16 protein-coding genes are annotated in these 19053 nt (G+C 51.3%); 8 read left to right on the plus strand and 8 right to left on the minus strand.

Features of this window, described 5'->3' with window-relative positions; translation table 11 throughout:
* Positions 1-151: 151 nt before the first annotated feature.
* From NXT09_RS19235 to ltnD, 8 genes are all read right to left on the minus strand, one after another.
* Complete coding sequence (locus NXT09_RS19235) at positions 152-1822, minus strand: methyl-accepting chemotaxis protein (RefSeq protein WP_268580895.1); 1671 nt, start codon at positions 1820-1822, stop codon at positions 152-154.
* A 679-nt stretch (positions 1823-2501) separates the two neighbouring features.
* Positions 2502-4172, minus strand: a complete 1671-nt coding sequence (locus NXT09_RS19240; RefSeq protein ID WP_268580896.1) for a methyl-accepting chemotaxis protein — start codon at positions 4170-4172, stop codon at positions 2502-2504.
* Positions 4173-4450: 278 nt separating this feature from the next.
* Entirely contained in the window at positions 4451-6130 is a 1680-nt protein-coding gene (locus tag NXT09_RS19245; RefSeq protein ID WP_268580897.1) for a methyl-accepting chemotaxis protein, read from the minus strand.
* 311 nt (positions 6131-6441) lie between these two features.
* Positions 6442-7800, minus strand: coding sequence for a GntP family transporter (locus NXT09_RS19250; protein ID WP_039275920.1), 1359 nt, complete (start codon positions 7798-7800; stop codon positions 6442-6444).
* Between the two features lie 184 nt (positions 7801-7984).
* A complete protein-coding gene (gene otnI, locus NXT09_RS19255; RefSeq protein WP_174877160.1) occupies positions 7985-8773 on the minus strand; it encodes a 2-oxo-tetronate isomerase in 789 nt (262 codons plus the stop codon).
* 27 nt (positions 8774-8800) lie between these two features.
* Entirely contained in the window at positions 8801-9457 is a 657-nt protein-coding gene (gene otnC, locus NXT09_RS19260; RefSeq protein WP_268580898.1) for a 3-oxo-tetronate 4-phosphate decarboxylase, read from the minus strand.
* Positions 9454-10728 (minus strand): 3-oxo-tetronate kinase, encoded by a 1275-nt coding sequence (gene otnK / locus NXT09_RS19265; protein WP_268580899.1) that lies wholly within the window; start codon positions 10726-10728, stop codon positions 9454-9456. The genes otnC and otnK overlap by 4 nt, the downstream gene beginning before the upstream one ends.
* Entirely contained in the window at positions 10725-11639 is a 915-nt protein-coding gene (ltnD, locus tag NXT09_RS19270) for an L-threonate dehydrogenase (protein WP_014917036.1), read from the minus strand. Before ltnD ends, otnK begins: the two co-directional genes overlap by 4 nt.
* 338 nt (positions 11640-11977) lie before the next feature.
* Between ltnD and ygbI the strand changes: the two genes are divergently transcribed.
* The 8 genes from ygbI to ugpE all read left to right on the plus strand — a co-directional run bounded on the left by ygbI (position 11978) and on the right by ugpE (position 19037).
* A complete protein-coding gene (gene ygbI / locus NXT09_RS19275; protein ID WP_268580900.1) occupies positions 11978-12739 on the plus strand; it encodes a DNA-binding transcriptional repressor YgbI in 762 nt (253 codons plus the stop codon).
* Between the two features lie 241 nt (positions 12740-12980).
* Positions 12981-14225, plus strand: a complete 1245-nt coding sequence (locus tag NXT09_RS19280; RefSeq protein WP_268580901.1) for a GTP pyrophosphokinase — start codon at positions 12981-12983, stop codon at positions 14223-14225.
* 235 nt (positions 14226-14460) lie between these two features.
* Entirely contained in the window at positions 14461-14877 is a 417-nt protein-coding gene (locus NXT09_RS19285) for a hypothetical protein (protein ID WP_268580902.1), read from the plus strand.
* Between the two features lie 110 nt (positions 14878-14987).
* On the plus strand, positions 14988-15266 hold the full coding sequence (locus tag NXT09_RS19290; RefSeq protein ID WP_039521400.1) for a type II toxin-antitoxin system TacA family antitoxin: 279 nt from the start codon (positions 14988-14990) through the stop codon (positions 15264-15266).
* The gene (locus NXT09_RS19295; protein WP_039545981.1) at positions 15257-15739 is read left to right on the plus strand and encodes a GNAT family N-acetyltransferase; all 483 of its coding nucleotides are present in this window, start codon (positions 15257-15259) and stop codon (positions 15737-15739) included. The genes NXT09_RS19290 and NXT09_RS19295 overlap by 10 nt, the downstream gene beginning before the upstream one ends.
* A gap of 132 nt (positions 15740-15871) precedes the next feature.
* Entirely contained in the window at positions 15872-17206 is a 1335-nt protein-coding gene (gene ugpB / locus NXT09_RS19300; protein ID WP_268580903.1) for a sn-glycerol-3-phosphate ABC transporter substrate-binding protein UgpB, read from the plus strand.
* 72 nt (positions 17207-17278) lie between these two features.
* Positions 17279-18166 carry a sn-glycerol-3-phosphate ABC transporter permease UgpA gene (ugpA, locus tag NXT09_RS19305; protein ID WP_010303217.1) on the plus strand — a complete coding sequence of 296 codons (888 nt, stop codon included), beginning with the start codon at positions 17279-17281 and terminating at the stop codon, positions 18164-18166.
* Positions 18167-18191: 25 nt separating this feature from the next.
* Positions 18192-19037 carry a sn-glycerol-3-phosphate ABC transporter permease UgpE gene (ugpE, locus tag NXT09_RS19310; RefSeq protein ID WP_010281598.1) on the plus strand — a complete coding sequence of 282 codons (846 nt, stop codon included), beginning with the start codon at positions 18192-18194 and terminating at the stop codon, positions 19035-19037.
* Positions 19038-19053 lie beyond the last annotated feature (16 nt).

Consider the following 19053-nt stretch of genomic DNA (forward strand, 5'->3'; position numbering starts at 1 on the left):
CTGGCATGGGCTTTCTTCAGGCTATAGCCTCACAGGAACAATCACCACCTCCCGAGGAGGTGGTTTAAAGCTGACAATAAAAAAGCCGCTGGTGTTCAGCGGCTTTATTTTCTTCGAGAAGAGGCTTGAGAGCGATTGATAGTCGCGTTCGTTAAAAGGTTTCCCAGTTATCGCTGCCTGTGCTGCCTGACTTGCCAGCCAGAGCCAGCCTCGGTGCCGTCGGCTGCTTCACCTTTGACGTCAGACGTGGCGCTGGCGTTTGAACGCCACTGATTTTGAACACGCCCATTAATTCCAGCAGCGTTCTGGCCTGCTCACTCAGGCTGTCGGCGGCGGAGGCGGATTCTTCAACCAGCGCGGCGTTCTGTTGGGTCACCTGATCGAGCTGATTCACCGCATCATTCACCTGAGAAACGCCCTGTTCCTGTTCGTGCGTAGTCAGGCCGATCTCATTGAGCAGGTTGGCAACCTGCTGAGATTTTTCGACAATGTCTTTGATGGTGATGCCCGCGTCGTTAACCAGCTTCTCACCCATTTCCACGTTAGCCACACTGACACTAATCAGATCTTTGATTTCACGCGCGGCGGAAGCGGAACGCTGCGCCAGAGAGCGCACTTCACCGGCGACCACGGCGAAGCCACGGCCTTGTTCACCGGCTCTGGCTGCTTCAACGGCAGCATTGAGCGCCAGAATGTTGGTCTGGAAAGCAATGCTATCGATGACGCCGATAATATCGCCGATCTTACGCGAACTGGTGGTGATATCTTCCATGGTGCGCACAACGTTATTGACCGCATCGCCGCCTTTTTGCGCCGTTGTGCTGGCGGAATGGGCCAGCTCCGTTGCGGTGCGCACGGTCGCAGCATTCTGCTTCACCGTGGTATTCATTTGTTCCATTGAGGCGGCGGTTTCCTGAAGATTCGCGGCCTGTTCTTCCGTGCGCTGGCTCAGATCGGTGTTGCCCATCGCGATCTGCGTCGCGCCCGTGGCGATAGATTCGCTGCTCTGATGCACCTGACCGACCAGGTTGCTCAGGTTTTGACGCATATCTTCCATCGCGGCCAGCACGCTGGTGGTATCGCCGTCGCGCAGTTCAATCGCAACGGCCAGATTCCCTTGTGCAACCTGACGCGTAACTTCCAACGTGTAGGCAGGCTCTCCCCCGAGCTGACGCTTAATGGTTCGAGTAATCCACCATGAAATCATTGCCCCCAGTACGACAGAAAGCAGGGCGATAATCACCATCAGCGTACCTGCGCTGGTGGCATTCTTTAAAGACTGGTCGGCGATTTCCACCGTAAGCTTCTCTTGCCAGTTAACCATGTCATTCAGAGCCTGGAAGACGGCATCTTGCTTGACACGCACGTCGGTTAATAACAGATGTTGAGCCTCGCTGTTCTTGTTCGCCATTGCCAATGCGATGGCGTCTGTATAGCTACGGCTATAGGCCGGGCGCACGCGCTCCAATACCGCGACCAGTTCCTGAGCATGTTTATCGACGGCGCTGTCGTGTATTTGCGAGAGTAACGCGTTATTGCGGGAGATCATCGCCTCAATACGCGCTTTCTCTTCCTGCATCTGCCGACTGTCTTCCAGCATCGTCAGGTTTCTGATGGCGAGGGCATTCGTGTTTATGTTGTCTTTAAACTCCTGCATTATCAGGAGATTGGTAATGCGGACCTGCGATAGCAGTTGGATGTTTTCCCCGAGTTTTTCGAGCTGGATACGGCCAAATATCGCCACCAGAAATCCGATAGCGATGACCAGGGTAAAGCTGGTCCCTAGCATTTTACCCAGGCTACTATTTTTGATGAGATTCATTGTGTCCCTTATTATATGTTAAGAACGAATATGGTTGGTGCCGGCGTGCTTTAAATGTGAAATAGGCGTTGCGCAAATGTATTTATTTTGCAAGTGCCATCACGTTGATACCCTAAAGACTCGTGTCGCAGAAAGATGAATAAACATGCGGCTTGAAGAATGACAGGTATATCCTTTCCCGTAATCGTTTCCTGTTTTCCTTGGCTAATAAACGTATCCTAAGTTTACTTTTTCCTGTCACGCTTTCCGGTAAACGGTCGTCGTGTCTGGTGCGGTGGAACATATACAAATAAGGGTAAATGATGGCGCAGGAGTATAAAAGGTGGCGGTAAAAGCCGCAATATCTCCATGGGTTAGAGAAAAAATAAACTGAGATCATGCTGTAATGCTAAATTGACAACAATGTTAATAAACGCTGTGGTTATGATTTTTTGCTTATTTATTCAACGCTAAAATGTGCTCGTTTTTTATTCATTCTTTTTTTTCGAACGACATGATGTTTTTACACTCATATATTTGATGTTTTTATCATCGAAAATAGCCATTCCTCGTTTTGTTGATTTTATTCCATCGTGCTTAATATAAAACGCATTGCTAATTTTCCTCTTTATTCATTGTTTTTCCTATTGAAAAAAAACCGCCGATTGCTCAGCGGTTTTGGGGTTCTCTTGGCGGGCTGTTAAAAGGTTTCCCAGTTTTGCTTATCACTTCCCGCGCTGCTTTTAGGATTGGCGAGAGAGAGTTTGGCGCTGGTAGGTCTTTTCAGCTGTGGTGCAATGCGCGGTGACGACCCGCCCTCTACGGTGAAGGTTTTCATCAGCTCGACCAGATGAGCCGCTTGATCGCTCAGGCTATCGGCAGCGGACGCGGATTGTTCAACGAGCGCGGCATTCTGCTGCGTCACCTTATCAAGCTGGTTAATCGCATCATGAATCTGCGAGACGCCAGATTCTTGTTCCTGCGTGGTGACGCCAATTTCGTTAATCAGATCGGCAACGTGGCGTGCCTGACGCACCAGTTCTTCGATTGTTGTTCCCGCATCGCTGACCAGTCTGGAGCCTACCTCGACTTTCTCGACGCTGTGGCCGATCAGCTCTTTAATCTCTTTGGCTGCCGTTGCAGAACGCTGTGCCAGCGAGCGAACTTCGCCTGCTACCACGGCAAAGCCGCGACCTTGCTCACCCGCGCGTGCGGCTTCTACCGCGGCGTTAAGCGCCAGAATGTTGGTCTGGAAGGCAATACCGTCGATGACGCTAATGATGTCGCCAATTTTGTGTGAGCTGTCGGTAATTTCTTTCATGGTGATAACGATATTGCTGACGGCTTCACCGCCTTTAGCCGCGGTATTGCTGGCGGCCTGCGCCAGTTGAGCAGCATTGCGCACCGTCTCGGTGTTTTGACGCACGGTCTGGCTCATTTCTTCCGTGGAGGCGGCGGTTTGTTGCAGATTCGCCGCCTGCTCTTCCGTACGCTGGCTGAGGTCAGTGCTGCCCGCGGCAATCTGGCTGGCTCCGGTTGCGATAGATTCGCTGCTCTCACGCACTTGTTCAACAATGCTGCTTAAGCTTTTGCGCATGTTATTCATTGAGAACAGCAAGCTAGTATTGTCGCCTGACGCCAGATCGACCGGCATCGCGAGATTACCGTGTGCGATGTCCTGTGTGACCTGCGTGGCATAGGCGGGTTCGCCCCCTAATTGCTTCTTGATGTGGCGGGTAATCAGCCAGGCGATACCTGCACCGAATAATGAAGCGATGACGGCCAGAACCAGCAGTGAATTGCCATCATAGTAGGACTCTTCAATCGCGTTGGTTGCTGTTTGCGTGGTGTAGTCTTTCTGCAACTGAATCATGGTGTTCAGATTGTTAAAAAGCTTGGTTTGTATGGGTTCAAGCTGGGTTTTAACCAATTCGATAGATTCGGCCTGCCTGTTGCTGAGTGACAGCGCGACGGCCTGGCGGCCCACGGTGGCAAATTCAGTACGATTTTGCTGAAGCTCACCCAGAATATTGCGGACCTCGGTTGCCCGTAAATTTTCTTCCAACTGCGTGACGAGTTTCGTGTTTTTGGCGCTCGTGGCTTCAATCAGTTTTTGATTGTCTTCCAGAATCTTTTGTTCGGTTGCGATAAGCATACGCAACGTGGCTTTGATCGTGACGTTAAGATTATCTTTCAGTTCTTGTAACACGATGAGGTTGGCAAGGTGGTGTTTGGCCAACCTGTCAGTGGTATTACCGAGGCCAACCAGATGCATTCTGCCGAAAATGGCCACTAATAGGCCGATAACAATAACAATGGCAAAACCCGAACCGACCTGAGTACCCAGTTTCATTTTTCTTTTATTCTGCATGTTATCCTCATGACTTATTGACACTGTTTATTGTTATTAAGCGGATTTTCTTCTGCACGACGAGAGCAATGTACGACTGCGGTTTCTAAATCCTTCTGATGAATAACCGAGCAATCCACTCTAGGATATCGGCATGACTAGCGAAAACATTGATTTTAATTGTCGATATTGCCGCATGCGGATGAGGAAAAAACAGGAAACGCAGGGAATGGATGCTGCTGATGGTGAAGGGATGTGAAAGTAGGGTGGGGGATGCGCGATCCATCCCCCGCGTAGAACTAGAACTGCTCCCAGTTTTGGCTATCGCTTCCCGTGCTGTTTTTAGGGTTGGCGAGAGAGAGCCTGGCGCTGTCAGGCCGTTTCAGCGGCGGTGTAATACGCTGTGACGATCCGCCTTCAACGATGAACACTTTCATCAGCTCGACCAGACGGGCAGCCTGATCGCTCAGGCTATCGGCAGCGGAAGTCGATTGCTCAACGAGTGCGGCGTTCTGCTGCGTGACCTGATCGAGCTGGTTAATGGCATCATGAATCTGCGAAACGCCGGACTCTTGTTCCTGCGTGGTGACGCCAATTTCGTTAAGCAGGCCGGCAACATTGTGTGCCTGGCGCACCAGTTCTTCAATCGTCGCACCGGCGCTGTCCACCATGACGGAGCCGGCTTCGACTTTCTCGACGCTGTGGCCAATCAGCTCTTTGATTTCTTTGGCGGCGGTTGCGGAGCGTTGCGCCAGGGAACGCACTTCCCCTGCCACTACCGCAAAACCACGGCCTTGCTCGCCAGCCCGCGCGGCTTCTACTGCGGCGTTCAGTGCCAGAATGTTGGTCTGGAAGGCAATGCCGTCGATGACGCTAATGATGTCGCCAATTTTGTGCGAGCTGTCGGTGATTTCTTTCATGGTGATAACGATATTGTTGACGGCTTCGCCCCCTTTAGCGGCGGTATCGCTGGTGGCCTGCGCCAACTGCGTGGCATTACGCACCGTCTCGGTGTTTTGGCGCACGGTCTGGCTTATTTCTTCCATTGAGGCCGCGGTCTGTTGCAGGTTAGCCGCCTGTTCTTCGGTGCGCTGGCTGAGGTCGGTGCTGCCAGCGGCAATCTGGCTGGCACCGGTTGCGATCGATTCGCTACTCTCACGCACCTGTTCAACAATCCCACTCAGGCTTTGGCGCATACCGTTCATGGCTGCCAGCACGCTGTGGGTGTCGCCGGGGCGCAGATCGACGCTGACGGCCAGATTGCCCTGTGCAACCTCTTGCGCGATGTGTGCTGCGTAAGCGACTTCGCCACCCAGCAGATTTTTTATCGTGCGGGTGATCAGGATGGAGATAAAAATCCCGATGAAGACCGCGAACGCCGCGAACAGCAGCAGCGTATTGCCATCGTCCCTGGCTTTATGCATGGCGTTAGTCGTCGTTTCCATCGTCTGTTCTTTCTGTAACGCAGTCAGCCCGTCCAACGCCGCGAAAACCGCTGCCTGTGCCGGTGGCATCTCATTGACCATGACTAACGCGGCCTGCACTTTTTCTTCGGGCACCCCAGAGAGGCTTAATTGAATGGCTTTATTTACCGCGCTTAGGTAAACCGGGCGTGCCTGCGCGAGTTGTTCCAGCAAGGTTCTAGCCTCTGGTTCGGCAAGCTGTTTATAGACTTTCGCCAAGGCTTCGTTATTGCGGATAATTTGCTGATCGAACAGGCGTTTTTCTTCCTGGATACGCGCGCTGTCTTGTGAGAGCCCGATATTACGGACAACACGGGCGACAACCTCAAAACCGCTCTTGGTGTCTTGAATCAGAAGCAGGTTGGCCAGATTTTTTTCAGAGAGTGATTCAATATCTTTACCCAGATTGGCGAGATGGACGCGTCCCAGAATGGCAACCATCAGACCGATAATGATGACAGAGGCGAAACCTGCGCCCAGCATGGCGCCAAGTTTCATTTTTGATAGAAAATTCATAATGTTCCTTTATTATTTTTCATTGATTGATGCAGGCTTTGCCTTATAGATTGGGCATCCTTTACGATAGGTCAGGAATTGGGTGCACTTCTGATTACATAATGTGTGCGGTATGCCAATTTGCGAGAGTAGGCAGGAAAACGCGTTGTTTCTTACCCAAGCGATATTATAAAGGCAGAATAAAAACGGGTAGATGTGGAATATGGGAGTAAAAAGGGCGCATTTTTCAGCATAAAGGAGGTAGGTACATGCCGTATTCAGTTGATACCAATGGGGAAGTCGCAGCCTCCCCATGGTGAAATTTCACGCGATTAAAGCACCAGCCACAGCGCCCAGGTGAAGAGGAATCCAGCCAGCCCGAGGATCGTCGTCAGCACCGTCCAGGTGCGCAGGCCGTCGGCGACAGACAGCCCCAGATATTTGGTGACAATCCAGAAACCGGAATCATTGACGTGCGACAGGCCCAGTCCGCCAAAACAGGCAGAGAGCGTCACCAGCACCAGCTGCATCTGGTTCAGACCGCTGACGGCTTCGCTCAGCAGGCCGCAGGTGGTGAGAATGGCGACGGTAGCCGAACCTTGCGAGGCACGCAGCGCCAACGACAGAATAAATGCGGCAGGCACCAGCGGCAGGTGAATGCTGGTCAGCGTATCCGCCAGCGCTTTACCAATCCCCGATTCGACCAGCACTTTACCAAACACGCCACCGGCACCGGTCACCATAATAACCATCGCGGCGGCAGGCATGGCATCGCCCATCACTCCGCTGGCTTTCTCCAGCGACCAACCGCGACGCAGGGCAATCAGCCAGAACGCTAATCCCAGTGCAATCAGCAGCGCCACGGCGGGAGAACCGACCAGCGACATCACGTTACGCACCGGGTGTCCGGCAGGCAGAATGGTCGCAGACACGGTACCGAGCATAATGATGGCGATAGGAATTGCGATCAGCGCGGCGATTAGTCCAGCCGAAGGGGCAGACACGGGAGCCGTGTTCGGCGTCGAATCTTCCGGCTTTGCCATCTGTAATTGCTCTAACACTTCGACGGAAAGCGCGTACTTGCGGCGGTTCATAGCTTTGGCCGCCCAGTAGCTGATGATGCCGACAGGAATCGACACCAGCAGGCCAATGATGGTCAGCCAGCCGATATCTGCATTCAACAGGCCAGCGGCGGCAACCGGGCCGGGGTGGGGCGGCAGCGCGACGTGTACGGTCAGCATCACGCCCGCGACGGGCAAGCCGAATTTAATCGGGGAGACTTTAGCGACTTTCGCAAAGCCGTAAATAATTGGGGCAAGGATAATAAAGCCGACATCGAAAAAGACCGGAATACCCAGAATAAACGCGGCGATGGTTAACGCCGCTACCATTAATCCCGGTCCCATTAATTGGGCGAAGCGGTGTGCTAAGGATTCCGCGCCGCCGGACACTTCGATCATTCTACCCAGCATGGCGCCGAGGCCGATAATAATTGCCACCGATCCGAGGATACCGCCCATACCGGAGGTAATTACCTTCATCACCTCGCCAGTCGGAATACCTGTTGCCAGAGCGACGAGTAAACTGACAACCAGCAGTGCGACAAAGGGCTGAATTTTAAATTTAATGACCATCAGCAGCAGGAGTAATACCCCGGCGATAGCGATGCAGAGTAAAAGCGAGGTGGCCATGTTCTTATCCTCATTGACCCATTTTTCAATTCAGAGGCTGAAAAGGTATTGGGTTATTGTTTTATTTGAATAAAGGGATGCCTCGACTCCTGTAATACATACAGGAGTCTGACCTATTCTTTTTTATTTATTCGCGTCTAACGACTATGTCTCTGGTGTTGACATTATTTTCTGGATAAGTGAATTAGTGTTTTTTCTCCAGCCACGTTTTAGCCCATCCCAACCCGTCTTCCGTTTTACCGCGTGGGTTATATTCACAGCCAACCCAGCCGGAATAATTCACGCGATCCAATTCGGCAAAGATGAACGGATAATTAATTTCCCCTTCATCGGGTTCATGTCGTGCAGGAACCGAAGCAATTTGAATATGTCCGATACGGCCAGCCAAATCGTGAATAATTTGCGTCAGGTTGCCATCGACAATTTGTGCGTGGAAGAAATCCAGCTGGATATAAACGTTCGGCCGGTCAATCAGGTTGGCTAATTCCAGCGCTTGATACTGACTGGCAAACAGGTAATTCGGTTTTACCTTCGCGCTCAGTGCCTCAATCATGATGTTGATGCCGTGTGGTGCAAATTTATCGGCGGCGTAGCGTAGGTTATCGATGAAAGTTTGCTGATAGGCGGCACGGTCTTCACCGGGCGGCACGACGCCCCCCATCACCAGCACCGAAGGACAGTTGAGCGCCAGCGCATATTCCAGAGCGTTATCGATATCCCGGCGGGCATCTTCAACACGGTCGGGCAGGGCAGAAACGCCCCATTCACCCGCCGCAATATTGCCGGGCGCGGTATTGAACAACACCTGCTTCAGGCCATTTTCCCGCAGCTTTTCCGCCAGCAACGGTGCGGGATATTCATAAGGAAACAGATACTCGACCGAGGTGAAACCCGCATCGGCAGCGGCTTTAAAACGATCGAGAAACGGCACGTCGGTAAACAGCATGGAAAGATTGGCAGCAAACTTAGGCATGGTTAACTCCTCGGTAAAAATGTCTCATCAAGAGAGCTCTGCAATATCGTCAGCGGTGAGGTAGCGAATTTTTCGGTCACCGAGAATAAAAATCAGCTTGGCAGTTTCTTCCAGCTCTTCCATGTTGTCCGCCGCCGCGCGCAGATCCTTGCCGGTGACGACGGGGCCGTGGTTAGCCAATAAGAACGCCTTGTAACGCGAAGCCAGCTTCGCCAGATCTTCACCGAGCCGGGCATCACCGGGGCGGTAATAAGGAACGACGGGCACTTTACCGACGCGCATCACCACATAAGGTGTGAACGGCTTGATGGCATCTTGTGTATCCAGCCCTTCCAGACACGAGAGCGCCGTCAGGTAGGTGCTGTGCAGGTGAACGATCGCCTTACAGTCTGGGTCGTTACGGTAAATCGACAGGTGAAAACTGACTTCTTTCGACGGCTTATCCCCGGAGATCCACTCGCCGCTCAGGCTGACTTTGGACAGCCGCTCGGCATCCAGTTCGCCGAGGCAAGAGCCGGTCGGCGTTGCCAGCAGCGTGCCGTCATCCAGTAGCAGTGAGAGATTGCCCGCGGAACCGGTGGCGTAGCCGCGCTGGAAAAAGGACGCGCCCAGCTTGACCATTTCCGCGCGTGCGCGCTGTTCGCTGTTTAGCGCGACTTCGGTGCTGTGGTGTTGTTCACTCATGCGGCAAACTCCTTTTGGGCGCGGGCAAAAAAGTCTTCATCGCCGAAATTGCCGGATTTCAACGCCAGCGAGAGCGGATGATTGGTGGAACGCACCCACGGCACGCCGGGAGAAATGGACGGTCCGATATGGAACGCGTGGATGCCCAGCGTTTGCACCACGATGCTGGAGGTTTCACCGCCCGCGATAATGAAGCGCTGGAAGCCGTCCTGCTGAAGCTGGTGGGCGACGGCGGCAAACAGCTTCTCCACCGCCTGACTGCTGGCTTCCGCCCCCCAGCGCTGCTGAATCTGCGCCAGTTCGTCGGGTGACGACGTGGCGTATAGCAGCGGAGCAAGTGCGTCGCCACGGTGTGCTTTTACCCAGTCGGCGAGTTCCTGCACGTAGGCTTGTTGAGCGTCGTCGCTTTCTAAGCAGCGAGCGACGTCAATCGCGCGCCCCGCTGCCTGTTTCAGGTAGTGGGCAACCTGCTTGTTGGTCATCACCGAACAGGAGCCGGACAGCACAACACCTGCGCCGGATTGCGGCTTGCCCGCCTCGGTTGCGGAACCCGTTTGTGTCGCGGACTCTGCCCACTGGCGTGCCAGACCAATCGCCAAGCCGGAACCGCCAGTGACCAGCTTCATGTCGCGCAGCGCTTCACCCTGCGTTAACAGGTGCTGCTCGTTCAGCGTATCCAGCACCACATAGCGTATGCCTTGTTCTTTCAACTGAATCAGTCGCTGCTTAACGGCTTCTGCGCCCTGATCCATCACGGCATACGGCACCAGCCCGCAGCGTCCGGCTGCCTGCTGCTCCATAACGCGCATCAGGTTGCTGTCCGTCATCGGCGTGACGGGATGGTGGCGCATCCCCGACTCGGACAGCAGCTGATCCATCACAAATAAATGGCCCTGATAGACCGTTCTGCCGTTCACTGGCAGCGCCGGAGAGATGATGGTTTGCGTTTCGCCAAGCTGCGCTAACAGTGCATCGGTCACCGGACCAATATTACCTTTCGCGGTGCTGTCGAAGGTGGAGCAATATTTAAAATAGAACTGCTGGCAGCCCTGCTGTTGCAGCCACGCCAGCGCCTTGAGTGAATCCGCCACGGCCTGTTCCGCCGGGCAAGAACGTGACTTCAAGCTAATCACCACGGCTTGCGTGTCGACCTTAAAATCGGACGGCGGTACGCCATTGAGCTGCACGGTCGGCAGCCCGTTGTTGACCAGAAAGCTGGCGATATCCGTGGCACCGGTAAAATCATCGGCGATGACACCTAGCTTGATCATGGTGCCTCCTTCTTTTCCGGCAGCGTAATGCCGTTAAAAATCTTGATGACCGCGCTGTCGTCTTCTTTACCGAATCCGGCGTTGCTGGCGGCGGTAAACATGTTGAATGCGGTGGAGGCCAGCGGCAGCGGGAAATGGAGCGATTTGGCGGTGTCGGTAACCAGCCCCAGATCTTTCACGAAGATATCAACGGCGGATTTTGGCGTGTAGTCACCGTCTACCACATGGCGCATGCGGTTCTCAAACATCCAGGAATTCCCGGCGGCGTTGGTCACCACGTCGTACATGATATCCAGCGGGATATCGGCACGCGCGGCCAGCGCCATCGCTTCTGCGCCGGCGGCGATGTGTACGCCTGCCAACAACTGGTGGATAATTTTAACGGTCGCACCTAACCCGATCTCTTCACCTATGCGGTAGACCTTGCCTGCGACGGCGTCGAGCACAGGTTTCAGTTTCTCAAAAGCCAAATCGGAGCCGGATGCCATTACCGTCATGTCGCCTGCGGCGGCTTTCACTGCACCGCCGGATACCGGTGCATCCAGCATGATGAGCTGATGCTCAGCCAGACGCTGCTCAATATTTTTGGCATCCTGCGCAGAGATCGTGGAAGACACCATGACCACGGTGCCGGGCTTGAGTTTCGCTGCGACCTGCGGCTCACCGAACAGAATCCCATTCACCTGTGCTGCATTGACGACCAGCAGCACGACTGCATCCAGCTTGTCAGCGAAGGCATCAATACGCGTGTCGGCCTGCGCCGCACCCGCCTGGCGTAATCTTTCCAGTGCCTGCGGGTTGATATCGACACCGTATGTCGTCAGGCCAGCGTTGATGCAGGACGCCGCAGCGCCAAAGCCCATGGAACCCAGACCGATAACGGCGACAGCATAATCAGAAGTCTTTTTCATCGTGGTTGCCTTGTTAAAATTAGTGATTTTTTGTTCTCTGGTGTTAAATATAAGGACTATCAGAACAAATTGTGGTGATTTTTATCACATAAATTAACATTGAGATCGTGATGATTCAGTGTAGCTGAACCCCGCTGGGAAGATAATTTCCATTATTATCTTTATATATCAGTCAATTATTTCTATTTTGGCAGCGAGTGGTGAGAAAGGTTGTTATGTCTGGCGTGGTTTATGACGTGAATTTATGATAATTATCGTCATCAAACGGGGTGTTTCTCACAATATTTATCAGTCTCCATATTTATCAGACCGGCACAATCAAACAGGGAACGGACAGCGTGATTCCAGTAGAACGTCATCAACAGATTCTGGCGCTGGTCGCCGAGCGCGGCGCAGTAAGCATTAACGAGCTGACCGAACGGCTGGGCGTGTCGCACATGACGGTGCGGCGCGATGTGCAAAAACTGGAGCAGGATGGCCTGCTGCTGAGCGTCTCCGGCGGCGTGCGCTCGCCTGAACGGCTGGCGATTGAGCCGTCTCATCAGGATAAATCGGTGATGTTCAGTCAGCAGAAAGAGGCGATTGGTAAACTGGCGGCGCAGCATATCCCGTTCAACAGCTGCATTTATCTGGATGCGGGCACTACCACGCTATCGCTGGCGCGCGAACTGGCCGAGCGTGACGATCTGCTGATTGTCACCAACGACTTTGTTATCGCGGCCTTTCTGATTGAGTCCAGCCAGTGCCGCATGATCCACACCGGTGGCACGCTGTGTCGGGAAAACCGTTCCTGCATTGGGGAAGCCGTCGGGCAGGCGCTGCGCAACCTGTTCATCGACATTGCCTTTATCTCCGCTTCCTCATGGAGCCTGCGCGGGCTGTCCACGCCGAATGAAGATAAAGTCGTGGTGAAACGCGCGGCTGTAGACGCCAGCAGCAAATGCGTCCTGCTGTGTGACACCTCAAAATACGGCCGCATCGCCACCCACCTCGCCACGCCGCTCAGCGTATTCGACAGCATCATCACCGACGACGGCCTACCCGCCGCCGCCAAAGACGCGCTAAGCAAAATGGGCGTTGAGGTGCTGGTGGCGGGTTGAGGGGTGTAGGCTGGCGTGATTTTTTGCTAGATTCAGTGGGAGTTTAGTAGGTAATATCACGCCACTGCATTAGCGATCTTAAGTACAAGTTAGAATTTTCAGTTTTATTCTCTGTTAAAAGAATTTCTATCGGTGGCAGGTGAAGCGATAGGACAGCTGAGTAAAGGATGAAACTAGGAAAAATATTTTAAGGCCATAGATTTTAATGGATATTGGTAGATATACCTTTCTAGGAGAGTAAATGTCGAAAATAATTAATGAATTTCTTTCCAGATATGAAAAAGAGTTCGATTTCTATCAGAACTTAGCGGTAAATATAGAAAGAAAAATAAAAAATGAGCTATCTAGATACGGTGTTAGAACTATTGTGTCATCTCGTGCGAAGTCTACATCACGACTTGATGTTAAATTAGAGGATAGAAACGGAAAGAAAAATTATAAAACAGTTAACGATATTTATGAGGATATAGTAGATCTCGCTGGTGTAAGAGTTGCTCTTTACTTCCCTGGTGATATGAAGACGGTAGAAGAGATAATAAAGAAAAATTTTAAAATCCATAAAGTAAAACGATTTCCAGAGTCTGAAGGTAAAAAAAAGATAGGTGAATACTTAAAGGTTTTTGATGGTTACTCCGCTGTTCATTTTAGAGTATCCCTTAATGATGAAAGCCGTTATGGGAATAATCATTGCGTTGAGATACAAGTGGCATCTGTACTTATGCATGCATGGTCTGAGGTTGAGCATGATTTGATCTATAAACCATTGCAAGGGGACTTATCTTATGAAGAACTCATGATATTAGATGAAATTAATGGACTTGTGCTCAGTGGTAACATCGCTCTTGAACGACTACAAAAGGCAGGCCAGAATAGAGTTAATAACGAGTCCAATAATATCTTTCTTAATCATTATGATTTGGCTGCTTTCCTTCTTTCAAAAATAGAAGTAAATGAAGAGTTTTTTGATTTTAGAACGTTGTTTTTCTTATTGAAATCTATGGAACTGAATAAGAAAGATGAGATCACTAAATTACTGGAAGGAACAATGGAGACATCTTCTGGTAGAAGCGGTAAGAAAAGGCATGCAGGGCACTCATTAGAGTCTTTCCTTTATGTTTTGACTGAGCAGCATCCTAAAAAAATAATAAAATTCTTTATATCTAAGCAATGTAATGACAATGAATTGTTTGAGCTTGTTTATGGAATGACATGGCAGGCAATAGAGTTTGAGGACAAAACTGGTTCTGTGGCTAAAATTAGAAATAATCTTAGTTCACTATGTTTTGAGTTTAATTTATTTGGTGGTCGTGAATATATTAATGGGAAATATCACGGTGTGATTAATTTAGATGGCATTGGTGATGATGAAGTGTTAGGGATATTTGGTTCTCTAGATACGTTTGCTGACAAAATGTATTCTGCTGACTTAACTTATCAAGAAATCGATGAATTTATTACAATATGTCAGCGTATAGCAGTGGATTAAGTCAAGTGATATTGGAATCATCATCCTATTATTTTCCAAGTCAAAAATAGGCTTTGAAACGGGGAAAAATGTAACGATAAAGATTGCTGATGGTTGTCTGACGTTGTTGCCTGTTATCGAATTGGATGTATAAATAAGCCAGTGATTCCAGCTTTCGTTGTTATAGAAGCTGGAATTCGCTGACGGTTTTGTTCATGTAGCTTCCACGACTTTCTTCCTGCGAATGTTTTATAATATGAAAAGAAAAATAAGCATACTGCTAAGTATATCGATCCTAATTGCCTTGCCGCTTATCTATTATTGGCCTGCATTAGTCATTCTGACGGAGGGGAGTTCTCGCTATACGGAACAGGACGCCCGACGATATGAAATGCTTACGGACGATATCATTAAAAATTGCCCGCGCATTTCTCCTGTCTATGATTTTGGCTATGCAACGGTTGATGGCCCTGCGCTGGAAGTCAGCAATATTACGTTTCAAAACACCAATGACGCGACAAACATACGCGGCTATCTAGCGTCGCTTGGTTTTACGCTGAGCTACACAGACTCTACGGGTGAGTATTGGAAGTCTACGAATTCAGATAAAACGATACATATAGGAATCATCAACGATCCTAAAACCGTTATCGTTGATGTCATACGAAAATAGCCCTGAGTAGGGTATGCAGTGCGTTTGAATGTATGGGTGATGTTCCGGTGTGTAGCATTTTTGTACACGTCATGTATAGTTGTATAGAGATTCACTACACAGGCATGATGATGAAACCTGAAACCAAAGAAGCGCCAATCAATATTCGGGCCAAAGCCTCCCAGCGGGACTTGATCGATATGGCTGCAAACCTTGTATCAAAATCACGTACCGATTTTATGCTTGAAGCCGCCTGTCGCGAGGCGCAGGACATCTTGTTGGATCAACGTTTGTTTATTTTGGACAACGAACAGTTTGACGAATTTTTGGCCGAGTTGGATGCACCTATCACCGCAGAGCGTCAGGCTCGCATTAACGATCTGATGAGCCGTAAATCTCCATGGGAATAACTGCACCAGAGCCATTATCCTCCGGCCATAATCTTGCTGAATTTTGCAGCCAAGAACCGAGTTTGAATGAATGGCTAAAAAAGAAAGCGCTAAAAAATCATAGTGCAGGGATCTCCCGCGTATATGTTATTTGCGCTGAAGGCACACATCAGGTGATTGGATATTATTGTTTATCAACAGGTAGTGTTCAGAGAAATACCGCGCCTGGTGCATATAGGCGTAATGCCCCCGAATCACTACCAGTTATTGTCCTTGGGCGGCTTGCCATTGATCAGGCGTATTCTGGTAAAGGTTTGGGTGTGGCTTTATTAAAAGACGCGATATTTCGGACTGAGAATATTGCTTTGCAAGTGGGTGTGAGGGCGTTAGTCGTTCACGCTCTGGATGAGAACGTGCGCAATTTCTATCTTAAATTCGCTTTTGATCCCTCGCCAGTGCAGCCCCTGATGCTACTCTATCCAATTAAAATTTAGAACTTTCCCTCCCTTACTTGTAACTTTCCCGTCATCTTCCAGTTATTTTTCTGTCATGCGCTCATGTCATGTTTACCTTCGCATAAAAAACGCCGTGATGATGGCGCATTTAATTGATTGCAGGAGACAGGCATGTTCAACAACACTATTCGTAAAACACATGCTATTCGCACCGCCGCGGCGTGCGTGGCATTAGCGCTGATGAGCGCCAGTGCGCAGGCCGCGACAGAAATTCCTTTCTGGCACTCCATGGAAGGCGAATTAGGGAAAGAAGTGAATTCTCTGGCTGACCGTTTTAACAAAGCGCACAGCGATGTAAAAATTGTTCCGGTCTATAAAGGCAACTACGAGCAGAATCTGGCTGCCGGGATTGCGGCCTACCGCGCTGGGAATGCGCCCGCCATTTTGCAGGTCTATGAAGTCGGTACGGCGACCATGATGGCAAGTAAAGCCATCAAGCCAGTCTATGAAGTCTTCAAAGATGCTGGCATTAATTTCGATGAGTCGGTGTTTGTGCCGACCGTCTCCGGTTATTACACCGATGCGAAGAGCGGCCACCTGCTGTCGCAGCCGTTTAACAGTTCCACGCCGGTGCTGTACTACAACAAAGATGCCTTCAAGAAGGCGGGTTTAGATCCAGAACAGCCACCGAAAACCTGGCAGCAAATGGCCGAGTACACTGCCAAACTGCGTGCAGCCGGGATGAAGTGCGGCTACGCCAGCGGCTGGCAGGGCTGGATTCAGATTGAAAACTTCAGCGCCTGGCACGGTCTGCCGGTTGCGAGCAAAAATAACGGCTTTGACGGCGCCGATGCTGTGTTGGAATTCAACAAACCAACGCAGGTTAAGCACATCCAACTGTTGCAGGACATGAACAAGAAGGGTGACTTCACCTATTTCGGGCGCAAGGATGAGCCGACTGAGAAATTCTACAACGGCGACTGTGCTATCACGACGGCCTCTTCCGGTTCGCTGGCGAATATTCGGGAACACGCCAAGTTCAACTACGGTGTCGGCATGATGCCGTATGACGCCGATGCGAAAGGCGCACCGCAGAACGCCATTATCGGCGGAGCCAGCCTGTGGGTGATGGGCGGTAAAGATGCCGCGACCTACAAAGGCGTCGCTGAGTTTATGAAGTTCCTGGCTGAGCCGGAAAATGCTGCTGAATGGCACCAGAAAACCGGTTACCTGCCAATCACTACTGCGGCGTACGAACTGACGCAGAAGCAGGGCTTCTACGAGAAAAACCCAGGTGCGGATATTGCCACGCGTCAGATGCTGAACAAGCCACCGTTGCCGTTCACCAAAGGTCTGCGTTTGGGCAACATGCCGCAAATTCGTACCGTTGTGGATGAAGAATTAGAAAGCGTATGGACAAATAAGAAGACGCCACAACAGGCGTTGGATAGCGCAGTAGAACGCGGTAACGCGCTGCTGCGTCGCTTTGAACAATCGACGAAGTAATACGCTTCTGTTGAGCAATATCGGGCCGAAGGGAATCGGCCTGTTTCTTTTCTGTTTTCAATGAGTTACCGCATGACATCATCCCGCCCCGTTTTTCGCAGCAGCTGGTTGCCCTACGTGCTGGTGTTGCCCCAACTGCTGATTACCGTAATTTTCTTTATCTGGCCTGCTGGTCAGGCGCTGTGGTATTCGGTGCAGAATCTCGATCCGTTTGGGTTATCCAGCGAATTTGTCGGCATGGAAAACTTCAGACAGCTGTTCAATAACCCTTACTACCTCGATTCGTTTTACACCACGCTGATATTCAGCTTTCTGGTAGCAGGGTTTGGCATGCTGATTTCACTCTTTCTGGCCGCGCTGGTGGACTACGTGATCCGTGCCAGCCGCCTGTATCAGACGTTGATCATCCTGCCGTATGCCGTGGCCCCCGCCGTCGCGGCCGTGCTGTGGATGTTCCTGTTTAACCCCGGTCTGGGGCTGATCACCCATTTTCTCGGGCTGCTGGGCTATACGTGGAACCACGCGCAGCACAGCGGTCAGGCGATGTTTTTAGTCGTACTGGCGTCGGTATGGAAACAGATTAGCTATAACTTCCTGTTCTTCCTTGCCGCGTTGCAATCGATTCCTCGTTCGCTGGTGGAAGCGGGCGCAATTGATGGTGCTGGCCCCGTGCGGCGCTTCTTCAATCTGGTGCTGCCGATGATCTCACCGGTGAGCTTCTTCCTGCTGGTAGTCAATTTGGTGTACGCCTTTTTCGATACCTTCCCGATTATCGATGCCGCGACGGCCGGTGGACCGGTGCAGTCGACGACCACGCTGATCTACAAAATTTATCGTGAGGGCTTCGCAGGGCTGGATCTGTCCAGTTCGGCAGCGCAGTCGGTGGTACTGATGATACTGGTTATCGGGCTGACCGTGATTCAGTTCCGTTTTGTTGAGCGGAAGGTGAATTACCAATGAAGATGAATCTACAAGGTCAATGCCAATGATTGAGAATCGTCGCGGGTTAGATATTTTCAGCCACGTCATGCTGATCGTCGGCATTCTCGCCGTACTGTTTCCGCTGTATGTGGGGTTTGTGGCCGCCACGCTGGATAATCAGGAAGTCTTTCAGGCTCCGATGACGCTCATCCCCGGTTCTCATCTGTGGGAAAACCTGCGTTATATCTGGCTGCACGGTGCGGGCAACAACACCACGCCGTTCGGACTGATGCTGCTTAACAGTTTCGTGATGGCGCTGGCGATTACGATCGGCAAAATCACCGTATCGATCCTGTCCGCTTACGCCATCGTCTATTTCCGTTTTCCGCTGCGCAACCTGTTCTTCTGGATGATTTTCCTGACGCTGATGCTGCCAGTGGAAGTGCGTATTTTCCCGACGGTAGAAGTGATCGCGCGGCTGGACATGATGGACAGCTACACCGGTTTAACGCTGCCGCTGATGGCCTCGGCGACCGCGACCTTCCTGTTCCGCCAGTTCTTTATGACGCTGCCGGATGAGCTGATGGAAGCGGCGCGTATCGACGGCGCCAGCCCGATGCGTTTCTTCTTCGACATGGTGTTACCGCTGTCGAAGACCAATCTGGCGGCGCTGTTCGTGATCACGTTCATCTACGGCTGGAACCAATACCTGTGGCCGCTGCTGATTGTCAGCGATGCCGATCTGGGCACCGCCGTCGCCGGGATTAAAAGCATGATTGCCTCCGGCGATGGGGCTACACAGTGGAATCAGGTAATGGCGGCCATGCTGCTGACCATGTTGCCGCCGCTGCTGGTCGTGCTACTGATGCAGCGCTGGTTCGTTCGCGGTCTGGTCGACAGCGAAAAATAAATCGAGACGAATTTCG

This window comes from Pectobacterium jejuense (genome assembly GCF_026800125.1).
Lineage (GTDB): Bacteria > Pseudomonadota > Gammaproteobacteria > Enterobacterales > Enterobacteriaceae > Pectobacterium > Pectobacterium jejuense.